35 protein-coding genes are annotated in these 17,486 nt (G+C 57.6%); all 35 read left to right on the top strand.

What is annotated here, in order from left to right; translation table 11 throughout:
• Positions 1–95, top strand: a 95-nt coding sequence (locus J2Z49_RS06235; RefSeq protein WP_407650054.1) for an EF-Tu C-terminal domain-related protein, incomplete at its 5' end; no start/stop codon positions are given.
• A gap of 115 nt (positions 96–210) precedes the next feature.
• The gene (gene rpsJ, locus J2Z49_RS06230) at positions 211–519 is read left to right on the top strand and encodes a 30S ribosomal protein S10 (RefSeq protein ID WP_307400899.1); all 309 of its coding nucleotides are present in this window, start codon (positions 211–213) and stop codon (positions 517–519) included.
• 15 nt (positions 520–534) lie between these two features.
• A complete protein-coding gene (gene rplC, locus J2Z49_RS06225; protein ID WP_307400896.1) occupies positions 535–1,164 on the top strand; it encodes a 50S ribosomal protein L3 in 630 nt (209 codons plus the stop codon).
• Positions 1,165–1,193: 29 nt separating this feature from the next.
• Entirely contained in the window at positions 1,194–1,820 is a 627-nt protein-coding gene (gene rplD, locus J2Z49_RS06220; protein ID WP_307400893.1) for a 50S ribosomal protein L4, read from the top strand.
• Positions 1,817–2,104: a 50S ribosomal protein L23 gene (gene rplW / locus J2Z49_RS06215; protein WP_307400890.1), complete on the top strand. Its 288-nt coding sequence runs from the start codon at positions 1,817–1,819 to the stop codon at positions 2,102–2,104. The genes rplD and rplW overlap by 4 nt, the downstream gene beginning before the upstream one ends.
• Positions 2,105–2,160: 56 nt before the next feature.
• Complete coding sequence (gene rplB / locus J2Z49_RS06210; protein ID WP_307400888.1) at positions 2,161–2,985, top strand: 50S ribosomal protein L2; 825 nt, start codon at positions 2,161–2,163, stop codon at positions 2,983–2,985.
• A 44-nt stretch (positions 2,986–3,029) separates the two neighbouring features.
• A complete protein-coding gene (rpsS, locus tag J2Z49_RS06205; RefSeq protein WP_307400886.1) occupies positions 3,030–3,314 on the top strand; it encodes a 30S ribosomal protein S19 in 285 nt (94 codons plus the stop codon).
• Positions 3,315–3,333: 19 nt separating this feature from the next.
• Positions 3,334–3,669: a 50S ribosomal protein L22 gene (rplV, locus tag J2Z49_RS06200; RefSeq protein WP_072868780.1), complete on the top strand. Its 336-nt coding sequence runs from the start codon at positions 3,334–3,336 to the stop codon at positions 3,667–3,669.
• A 15-nt stretch (positions 3,670–3,684) separates the two neighbouring features.
• Entirely contained in the window at positions 3,685–4,374 is a 690-nt protein-coding gene (rpsC, locus tag J2Z49_RS06195) for a 30S ribosomal protein S3 (RefSeq protein ID WP_307400883.1), read from the top strand.
• Positions 4,352–4,780 (top strand): 50S ribosomal protein L16, encoded by a 429-nt coding sequence (gene rplP, locus J2Z49_RS06190; RefSeq protein ID WP_013824056.1) that lies wholly within the window; start codon positions 4,352–4,354, stop codon positions 4,778–4,780. Before rpsC ends, rplP begins: the two co-directional genes overlap by 23 nt.
• Entirely contained in the window at positions 4,770–4,973 is a 204-nt protein-coding gene (gene rpmC / locus J2Z49_RS06185; protein WP_013824055.1) for a 50S ribosomal protein L29, read from the top strand. The genes rplP and rpmC overlap by 11 nt, the downstream gene beginning before the upstream one ends.
• A gap of 18 nt (positions 4,974–4,991) precedes the next feature.
• A complete protein-coding gene (gene rpsQ, locus J2Z49_RS06180; RefSeq protein WP_013824054.1) occupies positions 4,992–5,255 on the top strand; it encodes a 30S ribosomal protein S17 in 264 nt (87 codons plus the stop codon).
• A 29-nt stretch (positions 5,256–5,284) separates the two neighbouring features.
• Entirely contained in the window at positions 5,285–5,653 is a 369-nt protein-coding gene (gene rplN / locus J2Z49_RS06175) for a 50S ribosomal protein L14 (RefSeq protein WP_072868783.1), read from the top strand.
• Positions 5,654–5,678: 25 nt separating this feature from the next.
• Positions 5,679–5,999: a 50S ribosomal protein L24 gene (rplX, locus tag J2Z49_RS06170; protein ID WP_013824052.1), complete on the top strand. Its 321-nt coding sequence runs from the start codon at positions 5,679–5,681 to the stop codon at positions 5,997–5,999.
• A gap of 17 nt (positions 6,000–6,016) precedes the next feature.
• Positions 6,017–6,559 carry a 50S ribosomal protein L5 gene (gene rplE, locus J2Z49_RS06165; RefSeq protein WP_307400879.1) on the top strand — a complete coding sequence of 181 codons (543 nt, stop codon included), beginning with the start codon at positions 6,017–6,019 and terminating at the stop codon, positions 6,557–6,559.
• A 65-nt stretch (positions 6,560–6,624) separates the two neighbouring features.
• A complete protein-coding gene (locus J2Z49_RS06160; RefSeq protein ID WP_013824050.1) occupies positions 6,625–6,810 on the top strand; it encodes a type Z 30S ribosomal protein S14 in 186 nt (61 codons plus the stop codon).
• Positions 6,811–6,829: 19 nt separating this feature from the next.
• Complete coding sequence (gene rpsH / locus J2Z49_RS06155; RefSeq protein ID WP_013824049.1) at positions 6,830–7,228, top strand: 30S ribosomal protein S8; 399 nt, start codon at positions 6,830–6,832, stop codon at positions 7,226–7,228.
• A gap of 15 nt (positions 7,229–7,243) precedes the next feature.
• Positions 7,244–7,795 carry a 50S ribosomal protein L6 gene (gene rplF, locus J2Z49_RS06150; RefSeq protein ID WP_072868788.1) on the top strand — a complete coding sequence of 184 codons (552 nt, stop codon included), beginning with the start codon at positions 7,244–7,246 and terminating at the stop codon, positions 7,793–7,795.
• A gap of 15 nt (positions 7,796–7,810) precedes the next feature.
• A complete protein-coding gene (gene rplR / locus J2Z49_RS06145; RefSeq protein ID WP_307400875.1) occupies positions 7,811–8,179 on the top strand; it encodes a 50S ribosomal protein L18 in 369 nt (122 codons plus the stop codon).
• 20 nt (positions 8,180–8,199) lie between these two features.
• Positions 8,200–8,700, top strand: coding sequence for a 30S ribosomal protein S5 (rpsE, locus tag J2Z49_RS06140; protein WP_013824046.1), 501 nt, complete (start codon positions 8,200–8,202; stop codon positions 8,698–8,700).
• 12 nt (positions 8,701–8,712) lie between these two features.
• Entirely contained in the window at positions 8,713–8,892 is a 180-nt protein-coding gene (gene rpmD, locus J2Z49_RS06135) for a 50S ribosomal protein L30 (protein WP_307400870.1), read from the top strand.
• Positions 8,893–8,942: 50 nt separating this feature from the next.
• A complete protein-coding gene (rplO, locus tag J2Z49_RS06130; protein ID WP_307400866.1) occupies positions 8,943–9,389 on the top strand; it encodes a 50S ribosomal protein L15 in 447 nt (148 codons plus the stop codon).
• Complete coding sequence (gene secY, locus J2Z49_RS06125) at positions 9,390–10,655, top strand: preprotein translocase subunit SecY (RefSeq protein WP_307400863.1); 1,266 nt, start codon at positions 9,390–9,392, stop codon at positions 10,653–10,655. It begins immediately after the preceding gene.
• 16 nt (positions 10,656–10,671) lie between these two features.
• Positions 10,672–11,418, top strand: a complete 747-nt coding sequence (map, locus tag J2Z49_RS06120) for a type I methionyl aminopeptidase (protein ID WP_307400860.1) — start codon at positions 10,672–10,674, stop codon at positions 11,416–11,418.
• 15 nt (positions 11,419–11,433) lie between these two features.
• Positions 11,434–11,763: a KOW domain-containing RNA-binding protein gene (locus tag J2Z49_RS06115; protein WP_307400858.1), complete on the top strand. Its 330-nt coding sequence runs from the start codon at positions 11,434–11,436 to the stop codon at positions 11,761–11,763.
• A 31-nt stretch (positions 11,764–11,794) separates the two neighbouring features.
• Positions 11,795–12,019 (top strand): translation initiation factor IF-1, encoded by a 225-nt coding sequence (gene infA / locus J2Z49_RS06110; RefSeq protein ID WP_013824040.1) that lies wholly within the window; start codon positions 11,795–11,797, stop codon positions 12,017–12,019.
• A 31-nt stretch (positions 12,020–12,050) separates the two neighbouring features.
• Positions 12,051–12,164 (top strand): 50S ribosomal protein L36, encoded by a 114-nt coding sequence (gene rpmJ, locus J2Z49_RS06105; protein ID WP_013824039.1) that lies wholly within the window; start codon positions 12,051–12,053, stop codon positions 12,162–12,164.
• Positions 12,165–12,183: 19 nt separating this feature from the next.
• Positions 12,184–12,555, top strand: a complete 372-nt coding sequence (gene rpsM / locus J2Z49_RS06100; protein WP_072868799.1) for a 30S ribosomal protein S13 — start codon at positions 12,184–12,186, stop codon at positions 12,553–12,555.
• A gap of 16 nt (positions 12,556–12,571) precedes the next feature.
• Positions 12,572–12,961, top strand: a complete 390-nt coding sequence (gene rpsK, locus J2Z49_RS06095) for a 30S ribosomal protein S11 (protein ID WP_013824037.1) — start codon at positions 12,572–12,574, stop codon at positions 12,959–12,961.
• 19 nt (positions 12,962–12,980) lie between these two features.
• On the top strand, positions 12,981–13,607 hold the full coding sequence (rpsD, locus tag J2Z49_RS06090) for a 30S ribosomal protein S4 (protein ID WP_307400849.1): 627 nt from the start codon (positions 12,981–12,983) through the stop codon (positions 13,605–13,607).
• A gap of 51 nt (positions 13,608–13,658) precedes the next feature.
• The gene (locus J2Z49_RS06085) at positions 13,659–14,606 is read left to right on the top strand and encodes a DNA-directed RNA polymerase subunit alpha (protein WP_307400846.1); all 948 of its coding nucleotides are present in this window, start codon (positions 13,659–13,661) and stop codon (positions 14,604–14,606) included.
• Positions 14,607–14,620: 14 nt separating this feature from the next.
• Positions 14,621–14,959 (top strand): 50S ribosomal protein L17, encoded by a 339-nt coding sequence (gene rplQ / locus J2Z49_RS06080; RefSeq protein WP_307400844.1) that lies wholly within the window; start codon positions 14,621–14,623, stop codon positions 14,957–14,959.
• Positions 14,952–15,818: an energy-coupling factor transporter ATPase gene (locus J2Z49_RS06075; RefSeq protein WP_307400841.1), complete on the top strand. Its 867-nt coding sequence runs from the start codon at positions 14,952–14,954 to the stop codon at positions 15,816–15,818. The genes rplQ and J2Z49_RS06075 overlap by 8 nt, the downstream gene beginning before the upstream one ends.
• Positions 15,818–16,681: an energy-coupling factor transporter ATPase gene (locus tag J2Z49_RS06070; RefSeq protein ID WP_307400837.1), complete on the top strand. Its 864-nt coding sequence runs from the start codon at positions 15,818–15,820 to the stop codon at positions 16,679–16,681. Before J2Z49_RS06075 ends, J2Z49_RS06070 begins: the two co-directional genes overlap by 1 nt.
• 1 nt (position 16,682) lies before the next feature.
• The gene (locus J2Z49_RS06065) at positions 16,683–17,486 is read left to right on the top strand and encodes an energy-coupling factor transporter transmembrane component T family protein (protein WP_307400835.1); all 804 of its coding nucleotides are present in this window, start codon (positions 16,683–16,685) and stop codon (positions 17,484–17,486) included.

Below are 17,486 nucleotides of genomic sequence, written 5' to 3'. Positions count from 1 at the left end.
TCACCCCCATTGCCATTGAAGAAGGGCTGCGCTTCGCCATCCGGGAAGGTGGCCGTACCGTCGGAGCCGGCGTGGTCACCCAGATTATCGAGTAGCCGGCTGGAACGAGAAGTGGGAAGTGGAAAGTGGGGCCAGTAATGGAAAGCATCCCACATCCCACTTCTCATATTTACGAAAACCCCTTTGCCGGGTTTGAAAGGAGGTAGACCCTTGAAAAAGCAAAAGATTCGCATCCGGCTGAAGGCCTACGATCACCACATGCTGGATCAGTCGGCCCAGAAGATTGTGGAAACCGCCCGGCGCACCGGCGCCCAGGTAGCCGGCCCTATTCCTTTGCCCACAGAGAAAAATATTTACACCATTTTGCGTTCACCCCACGTCAACAAGGACTCGCGGGAGCAGTTTGAGATACGGACGCACAAGCGTTTGATTGATATCCTGGAACCCACGTCTAAAACCGTGGACGCCTTAATGCGCCTGGATCTGCCTGCCGGGGTGGACATTGAAATCAAGCTTTAGGAGGTGCTAAGGACCATGCCCAAGGGCATCCTCGGCCGTAAAGTCGGCATGACCCAGATTTTCAATGATGCCGGGCAGGCCATTCCCGTTACAGTCATCGAAGCCGGTCCCTGCATAGTGGTGCAGAAGAAAACCCCCGAGCGGGACGGATACAGCGCGATCCAGCTGGGTTTTGGCGAAAAGCCCGAGCGTTTGGTCAACAAACCCTTAAAAGGGCATTTTGCTAAAGCCGGTGTGCGGCCTTTGCGTTTTTTGCGGGAATTGCGCGTGGAAAATGTGGAAGATTACCAGGTGGGGCAGGAAATTAGGGCCGATGTCTTTGCCACCGGTGAAAGGGTGGATGTGGTCGGCACATCCAGGGGCCGTGGTTTTGCAGGCGGCATTAAACGCCACGGCTTTCACCGGGGACCCATGGCCCACGGTTCCAAGTACCACCGCCGGCCCGGCTCCCTGGGAGCGAAAGGACCGGCCCGGGTTTTCAAGGGAAGAAAGTTGCCCGGACATTACGGTGTGGAGCGGGTAACGGTGCAAAACCTGGAAGTAGTGCGGGTGGACCCCCAGAGAAATCTTCTGGCCGTGAAAGGATCTGTCCCTGGCCCCCGCGGGGGTCTTTTGCTGGTTAAAGAAACCGTTAAGGCCCGCTAGTAACCAGGCACCGGAAGGAGGAAAGCGTTATGCCTACAGTTGCCGTTTACAATATCAACGGGGACCAGGTGGGCGAAATCCATTTGCGGGACGATGTATTCGGCGTTCCCGTGCATATGTCCGTGCTGCACGATGTCGTAGTCTGGCAGCTGGCCGGGCGCCGTCTGGGAACCCATGATACCAAAACCCGGGGAGAGGTTCGGGGCGGCGGGCGCAAACCCTGGCGCCAGAAAGGTACCGGCCGTGCCCGTCACGGCAGCATTCGTTCCCCCATCTGGCGGAAGGGCGGCATAGTCTTTGGTCCACATCCCCGGGACTACAGTTACCGGTTGCCCCGCAAGGTGCGGCGCCTGGCAATGAAGTCCGCCCTATCGGCCAAGGTACAGGACGGCAAAATTGTGGTTCTGGAAGACCTGAAGTTGGAAAAGCCCCGTACCAAGGATATGGTGCGCATTTTGGGGAACCTCAAGGTAAACGACAAGGCCCTGGTGGTTACTGCCGGCCGGGAGGAAAACGTGTTCAAGTCGGCCCGGAATATCCCCGGTATTAAACCCATGGCCGCCGATGGTCTTAATGTGTACGACCTGTTGGCCCATAATACGCTGGTCATAACGAAGGACGCGGTGGCCAGGGTCCAGGAGGTGCTGGCCCAGTGAAAAACCCCCGGGATATTTTAAAGCGGCCGGTAATTACGGAGAAGAGCATGTCCCTGCTGGCCGACAACAAGTATACTTTTATCGTCGATCCCCATGCCAACAAGGTGGAAATCAAGAGAGCGGTAGAAGAACTGTTCAAGGTGAAAGTCGAAAAGGTAAACACCATGCGGGTTAAAGGGAAAACAAGACGGGTGCGGAATGTCGTTGGTCGCCGCCCCGACGTCAAGAAAGCCATCGTCACCCTGCGGAAAGGGGATAAGATCGAACTCTTTGAGGGTGTGTAAAACTTCCCTCCCCCCGATTCGGGTGCGCGGGCTTATTTTGGAAGGAGGGAAACCAGTTGGGTATTAAAAAGTTCAAGCCGACATCTCCCGGGCGGCGGTTTGTTACCGTATCGACCTTTGATGAAATCACCAAAACCGAACCGGAAAAATCCTTGCTGGCGCCGCTGAAGAAAAAGGCCGGCCGCAATTTCCAGGGCAGGATTACCGTAAGGCACCGGGGCGGCGGTCACAAGCGCATGTACCGGATCATTGACTTCAAACGGGATAAGGACGGCATCCCGGCCAGGGTAGCCAGCATTGAATACGACCCCAACCGTTCGGCCCGTATTGCCCTGTTGCACTATGCCGACGGGGAAAAGCGCTACATCCTGGCTCCCGTGGGCCTGGAAGTGGGTATGACGGTGGTATCGGGTCCTGATGCCGACATCAAGGTGGGCAACGCGCTGCCCCTGCGGAATATCCCGGTGGGTACCCTGGTGCACAACCTGGAGCTGTATCCAGGCGGCGGCGGCCAACTGGTGCGCTCGGCGGGTGCGGCGGCCCAGGTTATGGCCAAGGAAGGCAAGTATGCCCACATTCGCATGCCCTCGGGCGAAATGCGCCTGCTTCTTCTGGATTGCCGGGCCACCATCGGTCAGGTGGGCAATGTGGAGCATGAAAACATCACCATCGGTAAAGCCGGCCGCTCGCGCTGGCTGGGCATCAGGCCGACCGTGCGCGGTGTGGTCATGAACCCGGTGGATCACCCCCACGGCGGCGGTGAAGGCCGTTCCCCCATTGGCCGTAACCCGGTTACTCCCTGGGGCAAGCCGGCCCTGGGTGCCCGTACGCGGAAGAAGAAACCCAGCGATCGCCTGATCATCAAGAGAAGGGCGAAGTAATTCGGCAATCCGGGCAGCAGCGGAAGGAGGTAGGTGAAAAGGCTATGGGACGTTCATTGAAAAAGGGCCCCTACTGCGATCCGAAGCTATTGAAAAAAATCGAGGAAATGAACGCTAAAGGGGAAAAGCGGGTCATCAAGACCTGGTCCCGCCGTTCGACCATTTTCCCGCAGATGATCGGTCATACCATTGCCGTGCACGACGGCCGGAAACACGTTCCCATATATATTACCGAAGACATGGTGGGGCATAAGCTGGGTGAGTTTGCTCCCACCCGGATATTCAGGGGCCACGGTGCCCACACCGAAAGATCCACGGCCCTGAAGTAATCATTAAGGAGGGTTTGGGATGGAAGCCAGAGCAGTGGCCAGGTACGTGCGCATTTCACCCCGCAAGGTGCGCCAGGTGGTGGATCTCATCCGGGGGAAGGATGTACGTGAGGCGCTGGCCATCCTGAGGTTTACGCCTAAAAGGGCCGCGGTTCCGGTGGCCAAGGTAATTAAATCGGCTGCGGCCAACGCGGAACACAACTACGATATGAATCCTGATAATCTCTATATTGCGGCGGCTTATGTGGATCAGGGTCCCACCTGGAAGCGTTACCAGGCCCGGGCCATGGGCCGGGCGGACCTGTTGCGGAGGCGGACCAGCCACATCACTGTGGTGGTCAAGGAAAAGGAATAGAAAAGGAGGAGTAGTGTGGGCCAGAAGGTACATCCCAAAGGGTTGCGCATTGGCATTATCAAAGACTGGGACGCCAAATGGTTTGCCGATAAGAAGAATTTTGCCAACCTGCTTTTAGAAGATGTTAAGATCCGCAGATATATCAAGCAAAAGCTTTATGCCGCCGGCATCTCCCGCATTGCCATTGAACGGGCAGCCAACCGCATCCGCATCAGCATTTATACGGCCAAGCCGGGGATTGTCATCGGCCGGGGCGGTGCGGAGGTAGAAAACCTGCGCCGGGAACTGGAAAAAATGACGGGCAAGCAGGTGCACGTGAACATCGTGGAAATCAAAGTGCCCGAGCTGGACGCCCAGTTAGTGGCGGAGAACGTGGCCGCCCAGATCGAAAAGCGGGTTGCCTTCAGGCGGGCCATGAAACAGGCCGTGTCGCGGGCCATGAAAATGGGCGCCAGGGGGATCAAGGTTTCCGTCAGCGGCCGGCTGGCCGGAGCGGAGATTGCCCGTACCGAGTGGTACAGCGAGGGCAAGGTACCCCTGCACACCCTGCGGGCGGATATCGATTACGGCTTTGCGGAAGCGGACACCACTTACGGCAAGATCGGCGTAAAGGTATGGATTTACAAGGGAGAAGTGCTGCCGGAGGCCAAGGCTGCGGCCGGTCAAGGAGGAGAGAAGGCCTATGCTCATGCCCAAGAGGGTTAAATATCGTAAACAGCACCGGGTAAGAGATCTGAGCGGCAGGGCCAAGGGGGGTACGGAGGTACACTTTGGCGAGTACGGGCTGATGGCCCTGGAACCGGCCTGGATTACCAGCCGTCAAATCGAGGCCGCCCGTATTGCCATGACCCGTTACATTCGCCGGGGCGGGAAGGTGTGGATCAGGATATTCCCGGACCGGCCAATTACTGCTAAGCCAGCCGAAACCCGGATGGGCAGCGGTAAAGGTGCTCCCGAGTACTGGGTGGCGGTCGTCAAGCCCGGGCGGATTTTGTTTGAGCTGGCCGGTATTGACGAGGAGGTGGCCCGGGAAGCCATGCGCCTGGCGTCTCACAAGCTGCCCATTAAAACAAAGTTTGTCAAACGTGGGAGTGAGGCAAATGAAGGCTAAGGATTTGCGGGAACTATCCGATGAGGAGCTGGTCAAGAAGCTGGACGATTCCAAGGATGAACTTTTCAAGCTGCGGTTCCAACTGGCTACCAACCAGCTGGATAACCCCATGAAAATCAGGGAAGTGCGCCGGAACATTGCCCGTTTAAAGACCGTGCTCCGGGAGCGGGAGCTGGGCATCCGGCGGGCCTAACGAAAGGGGAGTCACGAGGTGGAAGTTCGTAAGCAGCGCAAAGTCCGGACGGGCCGCGTGGTTAGCGATAAAATGGACAAAACGGTAGTGGTGGCGGTGGAAACCCTGGTGCGGCACCCGCTCTACCAGCGCACCATTCGCAAGACCAAGAAGTTTAAAGCCCATGACGAGGAAAATGCCTGCCGCGTCGGGGATAAGGTGCGCATTATGGAAACCCGGCCCCTTTCGAAAGAAAAGCGCTGGCGGGTGGTTGAAATCCTGGAACGGGCTGAACGGATTTAATAAACCCTTGCGAAGGGAGGTTAAAGCCGATGATCCAGGTACAGTCAATGCTCAACGTCGCCGACAACACCGGTGCCCGCCGTTTAATGTGCATTCGCGTGCTCGGCGGCAGCATGCGCCGTTATGCCAGTTTGGGAGATGAAATCATTTGTTCCGTCAAGGAGGCCACGCCCGGAGGCGTTGTAAAGAAGGGCGATGTGGTGCGGGCGGTGGTTGTGCGTACCAATAAGGAAGTGCGCCGCCCGGACGGTTCATACATTAAATTTGACGAAAACGCTGCGGTGATTATCAAGGACGACAAGAGCCCCCGGGGCACCCGTATCTTTGGACCGGTGGCCCGGGAATTACGGGATCGGGACTTCATGAAGATTATTTCCCTGGCTCCGGAGGTAATTTAGCCGGGGAAGCTGGAGGTGGGTCAGGATGCCCAAGTTACACGTGCGCAAAGGCGATACAGTGCTGGTGTTGACCGGCAAATATGCCGGCAAAAGAGGCAAGGTGCTGGCGGCATTACCGGCTGAAGGGCGGGTAATTGTGGAGGGCGTGAATATCGTGAAGCGCCATACCAGGCCCAACCCGCGCATGCCCCAGGGAGGCATCGTGGAGAAGGAAGCCCCCATCCACGCCTCCAACGTCATGCTGGTCTGCAGCAAGTGCAACAGCCCAACCCGCATAGCTAAAAAGTTTTTGGAGGACGGCAAAAAGGTGCGGGTATGTAAAAAATGCGGGGAAGAACTAGGCTAAAAGGCAGGTGAAAAAACGTGCCGAGACTTAAAGATAAATATAAAAACGAAGTAGTCAAGGCCATGATGCAGAAGTTTGGCTATAAAAACGTGATGGAGGTACCCAGGCTGGAAAAGGTGGTCATCAACATGGGCGTAGGCGAGGCCACCCATAACAGCAAAGCCATGGACGCGGCGGTCAGCGATCTGGCCACTATTACCGGCCAGCGTCCGGTGATCACCCGGGCTAAGAAATCCATTGCCGCCTTTAAGGTGCGCCAGGGGATGACCGTGGGCTGCAAGGTAACCCTGCGGGGTGACCGCATGTATGAGTTCATCGACAAGCTGTTCAACGTGGCTCTCCCCAGGGTGCGGGACTTCCGGGGGGTTTCGCCCAGGTCCTTTGACGGCCGCGGCAATTACAGCCTGGGCATCCGGGAGCAGCTGATCTTCCCCGAAATCGAATATGATAAGATCGATAAAGTACGGGGAATGGACATCATCTTTGTAACCACGGCCAAAACCGACGAGGAGGCGCGGGAACTTTTGCGCCTGCTGGGCATGCCCTTTGCGGCTGCTTAGTGATGAACGACCTCAAGACGATTTATTACAAAGCAGGTACGAATCGCATATAAGGGGGGACTTAAGTGGCTAAAAAATCAATGATCGCCAAGGCAATGCGCGAACCCAAATTCAAGGTGCGCCAGCATAACCGCTGCAAGCTCTGCGGCCGTCCCCGGGCGTACATGCGCAAGTTCGGCATTTGCCGCATCTGTTTCCGGGTTCTTGCCTACCGCGGCGAGATTCCCGGCGTTCGTAAGGCCAGCTGGTAAACAGGAAGGGGGTATTGCCATGGTTATGACCGACCCGATCGCGGACTTTCTCACCCGTATTCGCAATGCCAATACGGTTTATCTCGATAAAGTGGAGGCCCCTGCTTCCCGCTTGAAGAAGGCCATTGCCGAGATTCTCAAGGAAGAGGGCCTGATTAAGGATTACGAAATAATTGACGACGGCAAGCAGGGCGTCATCCGCGTATATTTGAAGTACGGCCCTGACAAAAAACGGGTAATTACCGGATTAAAACGGATTTCCAGGCCGGGACTCCGGGTCTATGCCCGCAAGGATTCCATCCCCAAGGTGCTGGGAGGCCTGGGTATTGCTATCCTGTCCACCTCCAAGGGTATCATGACCGATAAACAGGCCCGGAAACTGGGTGTGGGCGGCGAAGTAATCTGCTACGTATGGTAGGAGGAGGGAAGGCTTGTGTCCAGGATTGGCAAGAAGCCCATTGCCCTGCCCCAGGGGGTTGATGTGCAAATAGAAGGCAATACCGTGCGCATAAAGGGGCCCAAGGGCCAGCTTGAACGGGAATTCCACCGGGATATGCGCATCCGCCTGGACGAGGAGGGCCGCCTGGTGGTGGAACGCCCCTCGGACGAAAAGAACCACCGGTCCCTGCATGGTTTAACCCGCACGCTGCTGGCCAATATGGTGGAGGGAGTAACAAAGGGGTTTGCAAAAACTCTGGAGCTGGTCGGCGTAGGTTACCGGGCCACCAAGCAGGGTAACAAGCTGGTGCTGTCGGTGGGCTACTCCCACCCGGTCGAGATTGTCCCCCCGCCGGGGCTGGAGATAGAAGTTCCTGCGCCAAACAAAATTGTGGTCAAGGGAACGGACAAAGAAAAGGTCGGCGCCCTGGCTGCGGTTATCCGCGGTGTACGGGAGCCGGAACCCTACAAGGGCAAGGGCATCAGGTACGAAAACGAACAAATCCGGCGCAAGGCCGGCAAGGCTGGCGGTAAAGGTAAGAAGTAGGGAGGCTTGATTGCTTTGATTAAGAAACCGGATCGCAAGGCATTGCGGGCCAAAAGACATTTACGAGTACGCAAGAAGATCTCCGGTACCGCCGAGCGCCCCAGGTTGAATGTCTTCCGGAGCTTAAAGCACATGTATGCCCAGATTATTGATGACGAGCGGGGAATTACCCTGGTCAGCGCTTCGACCCTTTCCCCCGAATTGAAGGGTCAGCTCAAAGCAGGTGGCAACAAGGAAGCGGCTGCCGCGGTGGGCCGCCTGGTGGCCCAGAAAGCCCTGGAACGCGGGATTAAGAAAGTGGTATTTGACCGGGCCGGGTATATTTATCACGGCCGGGTAAAGGCTTTAGCCGAGGCCGCCCGGGAAGCCGGTCTGGAATTCTAGGTGACGAAGGAGGGAAACGGGTGACCAGGATTGACGCCAGTAAGCTGGAGCTTACCGAGAAAGTAGTATCCATTAACCGCGTGGCCAAGGTGGTCAAAGGTGGACGACGCTTTAGTTTTTCGGCCCTGGTGGTGGTAGGCGATGGCAACGGCCGGGTCGGCGCCGGGCTGGGCAAGGCCGGCGAGGTGCCCGAGGCCATTCGCAAGGGCATTGAGGATGCCAAGAAAAACATGATCCAGGTGCCCTTATCCGGCACCACCATTCCCCATGAAGTGATTGGTGAATTTGGTGCCGGCAAGGTGCTGTTAAAACCGGCTGCCCCCGGTACCGGGGTAATTGCCGGCGGTCCCGTGCGGGCGATTCTGGAGTGTGCCGGGATCCGGGACATCCTTACCAAGTCCCTGGGTTCGCACAACGCCAACAACATGGTTCATGCCACCATGGTGGCTTTAAAGAGCCTGAAAACTCCGGAAGAGGTGGCCCGGCTGCGGGGTAAAACGGTGGAAGAATTACTGGGCTAAGGGGGTAAGAACATGGCCAAGTTGAAGATTACCCTGATCAGAAGTCTCATCGGTCGCCCCGAAGACCAGCGGGTAACCGTACGCACTCTGGGCCTGCGCAAACTGCACGGCTCGGTAGTTCAAAACGATACGCCGCAGATACGGGGCATGATTAACAAGGTATCCCACCTGGTCAAGGTCGAGGAAGTTTAAACGACGGGTACGGATGGCCTTTAGACCAGCAACCAACTGGAGGTGTAATTGTGGTTCAACTGCACGACCTGCGTCCCAACCCGGGGGCGCGTACCAAACCAACCCGCAAGGGGCAGGGTATCGGTTCCGGGTTAGGAAAGACGGCCGGCCGGGGGCACAAGGGACAAAAGGCGCGCTCCGGCGGCGGGGTAAGGCCCGGTTTTGAGGGTGGCCAGATGCCCTTGCAGCGGCGCATACCCAAGCGGGGTTTTACCAATGCGCCCTTTAAGAAGGAGATAGTGGCCGTAAATATTGATGTTTTAAACCGTTTTGAAAACGGTGCAGTGGTAACGCCGGAAACCCTTCTATCGGAACGGATAATCAAAAAGCTGGGTGACGGGGTAAAGATCCTGGGCGACGGGCAGCTTGAAAAAGCGCTCACCGTAAGGGCCCACGCCTTCAGCAAATCGGCGGTGGAAAAGATTGAAGCTGCCGGCGGCAAGGCTGAGGTGATCTAGGTGCTGGATAGCCTCAGAAGCGCCGTCAGGATTGATGAGCTGCGTTCAAAACTTTTCTTTACCCTGGCCATGCTCTTTGTTTTCCGCATCGGCGCCCATATTCCCGTGCCGGGGGTCAACACAGAGGTTTTTGCGAAGCTGCTCCAAACCGGTGCCCTTTTCGGCTTCTTTGACGTGATTTCCGGCGGGGCTTTTAAAAACTTTTCCATTTTTGCCATGAGTATTACTCCATACATTAACGCTTCTATTATTATGCAGCTTCTGACGGTGGTCATTCCCTCCCTGGAACGGCTGGCCAAGGAAGGGGAAGAGGGCCGGAAAAAAATCGTCCAGTATACCCGCTACCTCACCGTCGTGCTGGCGTTTATTCAGGCCATCGGTATCAGCTTTGCCCTGCGCAACCAGCATGTGCTGGTGAGCCCGACCGTCGGCCACTACCTTCTGGTGGCCCTGACCCTGACCGCCGGGACGGCCTTCCTTATGTGGATCGGGGAACAGATTACCGAAAAGGGCATTGGCAACGGCATCTCGCTTTTGATCTTTGCCGGTATTGTCTCCCGGGTTCCGGCGGGCGTTGTGCGGGTGGTGGAGTACCTGCGGGCCGGGACCATCAATATCCTGAGCGTCATCCTGCTCCTGGTCATTGGCGCATTGGTCATTGCCGCCATTGTGGCCGTCAATGAGGGGCAGCGGCGCATTCCCGTGCAGTACGCCAAGCGCGTGGTGGGACGCCGGGTATACGGCGGGCAGTCCACCCACCTGCCCTTAAGGGTGAACCAGGCCGGTGTTATCCCGGTGATCTTTGCTTCTTCCATTTTGATGTTTCCGGAACAGATTGCCCGGTGGTTTCAAAACACCTGGTTTGGCAACTGGTACCTCACCTTTTTTGCCTGGGGTACGGCGCTGCATACCGTCATTTACGCCCTGCTGGTGATTGGCTTTACCTACTTCTACACGGCGGTAATCATGAACCCGGTGGATATTGCCGAAAACATCAAGAAGTACGGCGGCTTCATCCCGGGCATCCGGCCCGGACGCCCCACGGCCGAGTACATCAGCCGGGTTATGAGCCGGGTAACCCTGGCGGGGGCCATTTTCCTGGCCTTAATTGCCATCCTGCCGAATTTTGTCCTGCTGGCTACCCGCATCCCCCAGATTTACTTTGGCGGTACCGCCCTGTTGATTGTGGTGGGGGTGGCCCTGGATACCATGAAGCAGGTTGAATCCCACATGTTGATGCGCAGCTACCAGGGCTTTATCAGGTAGGGAGATGACCTTATAAATGATTATGATCAAGTCGCAGCGGGAACTGCGCTACATGCGCGACGCCGGCCGCGTGGTGGCGGGTGTCCTGGGCGAACTCTCCCGGGCCATTAAACCGGGGGTGACCACCGCAGAACTGGACCGGCTGGCTGAGGACTTTATCCTGGCCCGGGGTGCCAGGCCCGCGTTCAAGGGCCTCTATGGTTTTCCGGCCAGCATCTGCACCTCGGTCAACGAGCAGGTGGTGCACGGCATCCCCGGTTTAAGAAAACTGGAAAGTGGAGATATTATCAGTATTGACGTCGGGGCGGAAATAAATGGATATTTTGGGGACGGTGCGGCCACCTTTCCGGTAGGCGAGGTTTCCCCGGAGGCAAGAAAACTGCTGGCCGTAACCGAAGGAGCTCTGTACGAAGGCATTCGCTTTGCCCGGCAGGGTAACCGGCTGTCGGATATTTCCCATGCCGTACAGAGCTATGTGGAAAAACACGGATTCTCTGTGGTCCGGGAATACGTGGGCCACGGTATCGGCCGGAGCATGCATGAGGAGCCACAGGTGCCCAACTTCGGAAAGCCGGGACGGGGTCCCAGGCTGAAGGCGGGAATGACTTTAGCCATTGAACCGATGGTCAATGCGGGTACCCATGAGGTGCGCACCCTTGGGGACAACTGGACGGTGGTAACCAGGGATTCCAGGCTGTCGGCCCATTTCGAGCACACCGTTGCCATCACCGATGGTGAGCCGGAGATCCTTACCCGGTTGTAACTGGAGGTGATCCCGGTGAAGGATTATTTCACGCCGGGCCGGCTGGTGAGCTCTACTGCCGGCCGGGATTACGGCAAATTCTACCTCATTCTCGACCGCGTCAACGAGACACGGGTACGGGTGGTCAATGGGGCGGACCGCAGGGTAGGCGGGCCGAAGTTGAAAAACGTCAAGCATTTAAAAGTTTATCCCCTGGTGGCCGGCGATATTGCCCACAAGGCAAGCACGGGCCAGCGGATTACCGATCTGGATGTCCGCAGGGCGCTGAAAGAACTGCTGGAAACTTACGGGCAGGCAACACCTGCGCCTGGCATACCATCGGATGAAACACTGGAGCACAGCTAAACGGCTCCGGAAAGGAGGTTGGCTAAAGCCCATGTCCAAACAGGAAAAGGATGTTATTGAAGTTGAGGGCACTGTGATTGAGCCACTTCCCAATGCCATGTTTCGCGTCGAACTGCAGAACGGACATAAAGTTTTAGCTCACGTTTCGGGTAAAATTCGCATGAACTTTATCCGCATTTTACCCGGTGACCGGGTGCTGGTGGAACTGTCACCCTATGATTTGAGCCGCGGTCGGATTGTTTACCGTTATAAATAAGGTGATGGTCCGGGCAAAGGAGGTTTAACAAATGAAAGTGCGCCCGTCGGTAAAACCCATTTGTGAGAAATGCAAGGTTATCCGCCGTCATGGTAAAGTGATGGTAATCTGTGAAAATCCCAAGCATAAGCAAAAACAAGGTTAATGGAGGTGTGTTTTCACGCATGGCTCGTATTGCAGGGGTTGACCTGCCCAGGGATAAGCGGGTAGAGATCGCCCTGACCTATATTTACGGCATCGGCAGGCCCACATCCAAGAAAATCCTGGCCCAGACAGGAATTAACCCCGATACCCGGGTCCGCAACCTCACCGAAGACGAGGTCAACCGCTTAAGGGACGTCATTGAGAAGAACTACCGGGTGGAGGGCGATCTCCGCCGGGAAGTGGCCATGAATATTAAGCGGCTCATCGAAATCGGCTGCTACCGGGGCTTGCGTCACCGCCGGGGCCTCCCGGTACGGGGCCAGCGCACAAAAACCAACGCCCGGACGCGCAAGGGTCCGCGGAAAACTGTGGGTGTGCGGCGGAAGAAATAAAGGGGGGTAAGGTAAAATGGCCAGAAAAGCAGCACGTACTAAAAGGCGGGAGCGCAAGAATATAGAACACGGGGTGGCCCACATCCGTTCTACCTTTAATAATACCATCGTGACCATAACTGACACGCGGGGCAACGCCATTTCCTGGGCCAGTGCCGGGACCGTGGGATTCAAGGGTTCCCGGAAGAGCACGCCCTTTGCCGCCCAGATGGCCGCCGAGGCGGCAGCCAGGGAGGCCATGGAACACGGTATGAAAACGGTAGAAGTGATGGTCAAGGGCCCCGGGGCGGGCCGGGAAGCGGCCATCCGCTCCCTGCAGGCGGCGGGGCTGGAAGTAAGCCTGATTAAAGACGTTACACCCATTCCCCATAATGGATGCCGGCCGCCAAAACGCCGGAGAGTTTAAGGAGGTATCAAGGAACTAGATGGCCAGATACACAGGTCCGCAATGCCGTCTGTGTCGCCGTGAGGGTATCAAGCTTTACTTGAAAGGGGACCGCTGCTACACGGGCAAGTGTGCCATTGACCGGCGGCCCTATCCACCGGGCGCCCACGGGCAGGCGCGCCGCAAGATCAGTGAATACGGTCTGCAGTTGCGGGAAAAACAAAAGGCCCGGCGTATCTACGGGGTGCTGGAAACCCAGTTTCGCAATTACTTTGAGCGTGCCGAGCGCCAGCCGGGGATTACCGGCGAAAACCTGCTCCGTTTGCTGGAAAGACGCCTGGACAATGTGGTCTATCGCCTGGGACTGGCCACGTCCCGCATGGAAGCCAGGCAGCTGGTACGCCACGGCCACTTTACCGTTAACGGCCGGAAGGTGAATATCCCTTCCTACCTGGTACGGGTTGGCGACGTAATTGCGGTACGGGAAAAGAGCAAGGACTCCCCGCGCATTAAGGAATTATTGGAGCGGGCGGCCGACAGGACACCCCCACCCTGGCTGGAGTATGAAGAAAATCAGGCACAAGGTCGCGTGGTGGCCCTCCCAACCAGGGACCAGATTGACACTCCCGTGCAGGAACACCTGATTGTGGAGCTGTACTCCAGGTAATGGCCTTGGTAAACTCTTACGGCCGGAACCGGCACTTGAGGGGGTTGCCGTATGCTGGAAATTGAGAAGCCCAAAATTGAGTGCGTGGAAAGCAGTCCCGATAACACCTACGCCAAGTTTGTGGTGGAACCCCTGGAGAGGGGATACGGGATCACGCTGGGTAATTCCCTGCGCAGGATCCTGCTTTCATCCCTTCCCGGGGCGGCAGTCACCTCGGTAAAAATCGAGGGTGTGCTACACGAGTTTTCCACCATTCCCGGCGTGCGGGAAGACGTAACCGACATCATCCTCAATCTGAAGAACCTGTGCCTGAAGCTGCATACCGATGAGGAAAAAATCCTGCGGATTGAGGCCAAGGGGGAAGGTGAGGTCAAGGCCGGCGATATCATCCACGACCAGGATGTGGAGATTTTAAATCCCGACCTGCATATTGCCACCCTTGCCCCCAACGGCCGTCTGTTCATGGAAATTACCGTAGCCAAAGGGCGGGGCTATGTACCGGCGGAAAGGAATAAAAAGGGAGAGCATATCATCGGCGTGATCCCCGTGGATTCCGTGTTCACCCCGGTACGTAAGGTCAACTACACGGTGGAAAACACCCGCGTGGGTCAGCGCACCGACTACGACAAGCTCACCCTGGAAGTATGGACCGACGGCAGCATAAGGCCTGATGAAGCCACCAGCCTTTCGGCCAAAATCCTGGGTGAACACCTGCGCCTGTTCATCGGTCTCACCGAAGCAGTCAAAGATGTAGAGATCATGGTTGAAAAAGAGGAAGAAAAGAAGAACAAGATCCTGGAAATGACCATTGAAGAGCTGGATCTCTCCGTCCGTTCCTACAACTGCCTGAAGCGCGCCGGCATCAACACGGTGGAGGAACTGATCCAGCGCAACGAGGAAGACATGATGAAGGTGCGCAACCTGGGTAAGAAATCCCTGGAAGAAGTAATCAACAAGCTAAGTGAGCTGGGCCTGTCCCTGCGCAAAAGTGATGAGTAAGGGGGGAGTAAAAAATGGCGTATCGGAAGCTGGGACGTAACACCGGTCACCGCCGGGCCATGCTCAGGAATCTGGTTACGTCCCTTTTCCGCGAAAACCGTATCCAGACCACCGAACCCCGGGCTAAGGAAGTTAAAAGCATTGCCGATAAAATGGTTACCCTGGCGAAAAGGGGTGACCTGGCAGCCCGGCGCCAGGCTCTGGCTTACATCTACGATGAGCGGGTGGTACGCAAGCTCTTTAACGACCTGGCTCCCAGGTATGCCGACCGTCCGGGCGGCTATACCCGCATTGTCAAGATGGGTTACCGCCGGGGCGATGCCGCACCCATGGTGATCCTGGAACTTGTGTAAGGCAGTGATTTCCATCCGGGGGTTGAGCCATGTTTATCACCCTGGCCAGCCCGGGGAAAGAGTTGCCCTGCAAGATATTAACGGTGATATTCGCCAGGGGGAATTGCTGGCCGTCATTGGCCCCAATGGTTCGGGCAAATCTACCCTGGCCCGTCACTTTAATGCCCTGCTCCTGCCGACCCGGGGAACCGTAACGGTGAACGGGCTATCTACAGCCGATCCGGCCAACCGGTGGGAGATCCGGTGCCGGGTGGGGATGGTCCTGCAAAACCCGGACAACCAGCTGGTGGCGGCGATGGTGGAGGAAGATGTGGCTTTTGGCCCCGAAAATTTAGGCCTGCCTCCGGAAGAAGTGCGGCGGCGGGTCGACCGGGCCCTGGCCCTGGTTGGGCTTGTGGACCAGCGGCTGCGCCCTCCCCATTTGCTTTCCGGGGGACAGAAGCAGCGGCTGGCCATTGCCGGTGCCCTGGCCATGAAGCCGTCCTGCCTGGTACTGGACGAGCCTACGGCCATGCTGGACCCTGCCGGCAGGCGGGAGGTTCTTCAGACGCTCTTGAGTTTGAACCGGGAAGAAGACCTGACCGTAGTCCTGGTTACCCATTTTATGGAAGAGGCTGTCCTTGCGGACAGGGTCTGGGTCCTCTCCGGGGGCCGGCTGGTGCTGGAGGGGACACCGGCACAGGTTTTCAGTCAACGGGAAATCCTGCGAAAAATTGGCCTGGCCCTGCCCGGACCGGCGGAACTGGCCTGGCGTTTGCGTGCCGCCGGGTGGCCCATCCCAGCCGGTATTCTGACTTTAGACGACCTGGTTGCCTGTCTGGCAGATTTGTTGTCTGAAACTGGATGGGGGCAGCAGTAATGATCGTGGTGGAACACCTTACCCATATCTATGCCCCCGGTACTCCCCTTGCTCTGACGTCCCTGGAGGATGTTTCCCTGCGGATAGAGGAAGGGGAATTTGTCGTTCTGGCCGGGGCTACCGGTTCGGGCAAAACCACCCTGGTCCAGCACTTCAACGGGCTGCTTTTGCCCACCGCCGGCCGGGTGCTGGTCGACGGCCGGGATACCCGGGATAAACGGGTGCGCCGGGATTTGTGGCGCACGGTTGGTTTGCTTTTTCAAAACCCGGAACAGCAGCTCTTTGAGGAGAACGTTTTTGCCGAGGTGGCCTTCGGGTGCCGCAATCTGGGCCTGGATGAGGGGGCGATCGCGGTCCGGGTTTACCGGGCACTGGAAATGGTGGGCCTGGACCCGGCCAGGTTTGACAAGCTGTCGCCCTTTGTCCTGAGCCAGGGCCAGCGGCGGCGGGTGGCCCTGGCCGGCGTGCTGGCCTACCGCCCCCGGGTGCTGGTCCTGGATGAGCCCACCTCCGGTCTGGACCCGGCTGCCAGGGAACAGATCTGGCAAATGCTCAAAGTAATGCAGCAGCACGGCCATACGATTGTGGTGATCACCCACCACATGGAAGATGCCGCCCGGTATGCCGACCGGGTGGTGGTACTCCACCGGGGAAAAATATTCCGCCAGGGGACCCCGCGCCATGTCTTCGGCGATCCCGAAGACCTGCGGGCGGTGGGGCTGGATGTCCCCATGCCCGGCGAACTGATGTATCGCCTGCGGCAAAGGGGCCTGCCCGTTAATACCGGTGTCCTGACCCTGGACGAGGCTGAGACGGAGCTGAAAAAACTGGCACCGCCCGGTAGAGCATGCCCGGTGATATAATATGATGTTAAGCGGTATTACCCTGGGACAGTATATCCCGGGCCGGTCCTTTATCCACCGCCTGGATCCCCGGACCAAAATCCTGGCCTGTGCCGTGATGATCATGGCCGTGCTGGTGTGCAACCGGCCGGTAGGATATGCCATATTAACCCTGGGTACACTGCTGGCCCTGGGGCTTGCCGGCACGTCCCCGCGCCTTCTGGTGGGCATCCTGCGCCCCTTTTGGATTATCCTCACGCTAACCCTGATTTTGCAGCTTTTTTTCACTCCCGGGCAGGCCCTGCTGGCCCTGGGACCCCTCCATGTAACCAGGGAGGGGCTGGTCCTGGGGGGACAGATTCTGTGGCGCCTGACCCTGTTGATTGTTTTCAGTTCACTTTTAACCCTGACCACCTCTCCTTTGATGCTGACTGCCGCCCTGGAGAGCCTTTTGAAACCACTGCAGCGGGCAGGGGTGCCGGTTTTCGACCTGGCCATGATGATGACCATTGCCCTGCGCTTTGTGCCCACGCTGCTGGAAGAGGCCCAGCAGATCATCAAGGCCCAGCAGTCCCGGGGGGCGGTTTTTACCCGGGGCGGCTTGCTCCAGCGCGTCCGGGGGCTGGTGCCGTTGCTGGTGCCCCTTTTTGCCGGGGCCTTTCACCGGGCGGAGGAGCTGGCTACGGCCATGGAAATTCGCTGCTACCGGGCGGGGGCAAACCGCACCCGCATGCACCAGCTCCGCTATGAGCGGCGGGATTACGCCGTGCTGGCCGGGGCGGGGGCGTTGTTTCTGGCTACTTTGGCCTTGCGCTGGTGGGGGTAA

Origin of the sequence: Desulfofundulus luciae, assembly GCF_030813795.1 — a bacterium.
In the GTDB taxonomy this organism is placed as follows: Bacteria; Bacillota; Desulfotomaculia; order Desulfotomaculales; family Desulfovirgulaceae; genus Desulfofundulus; species Desulfofundulus luciae.
This window is presented reverse-complemented; position numbering and strand designations above follow the sequence as displayed.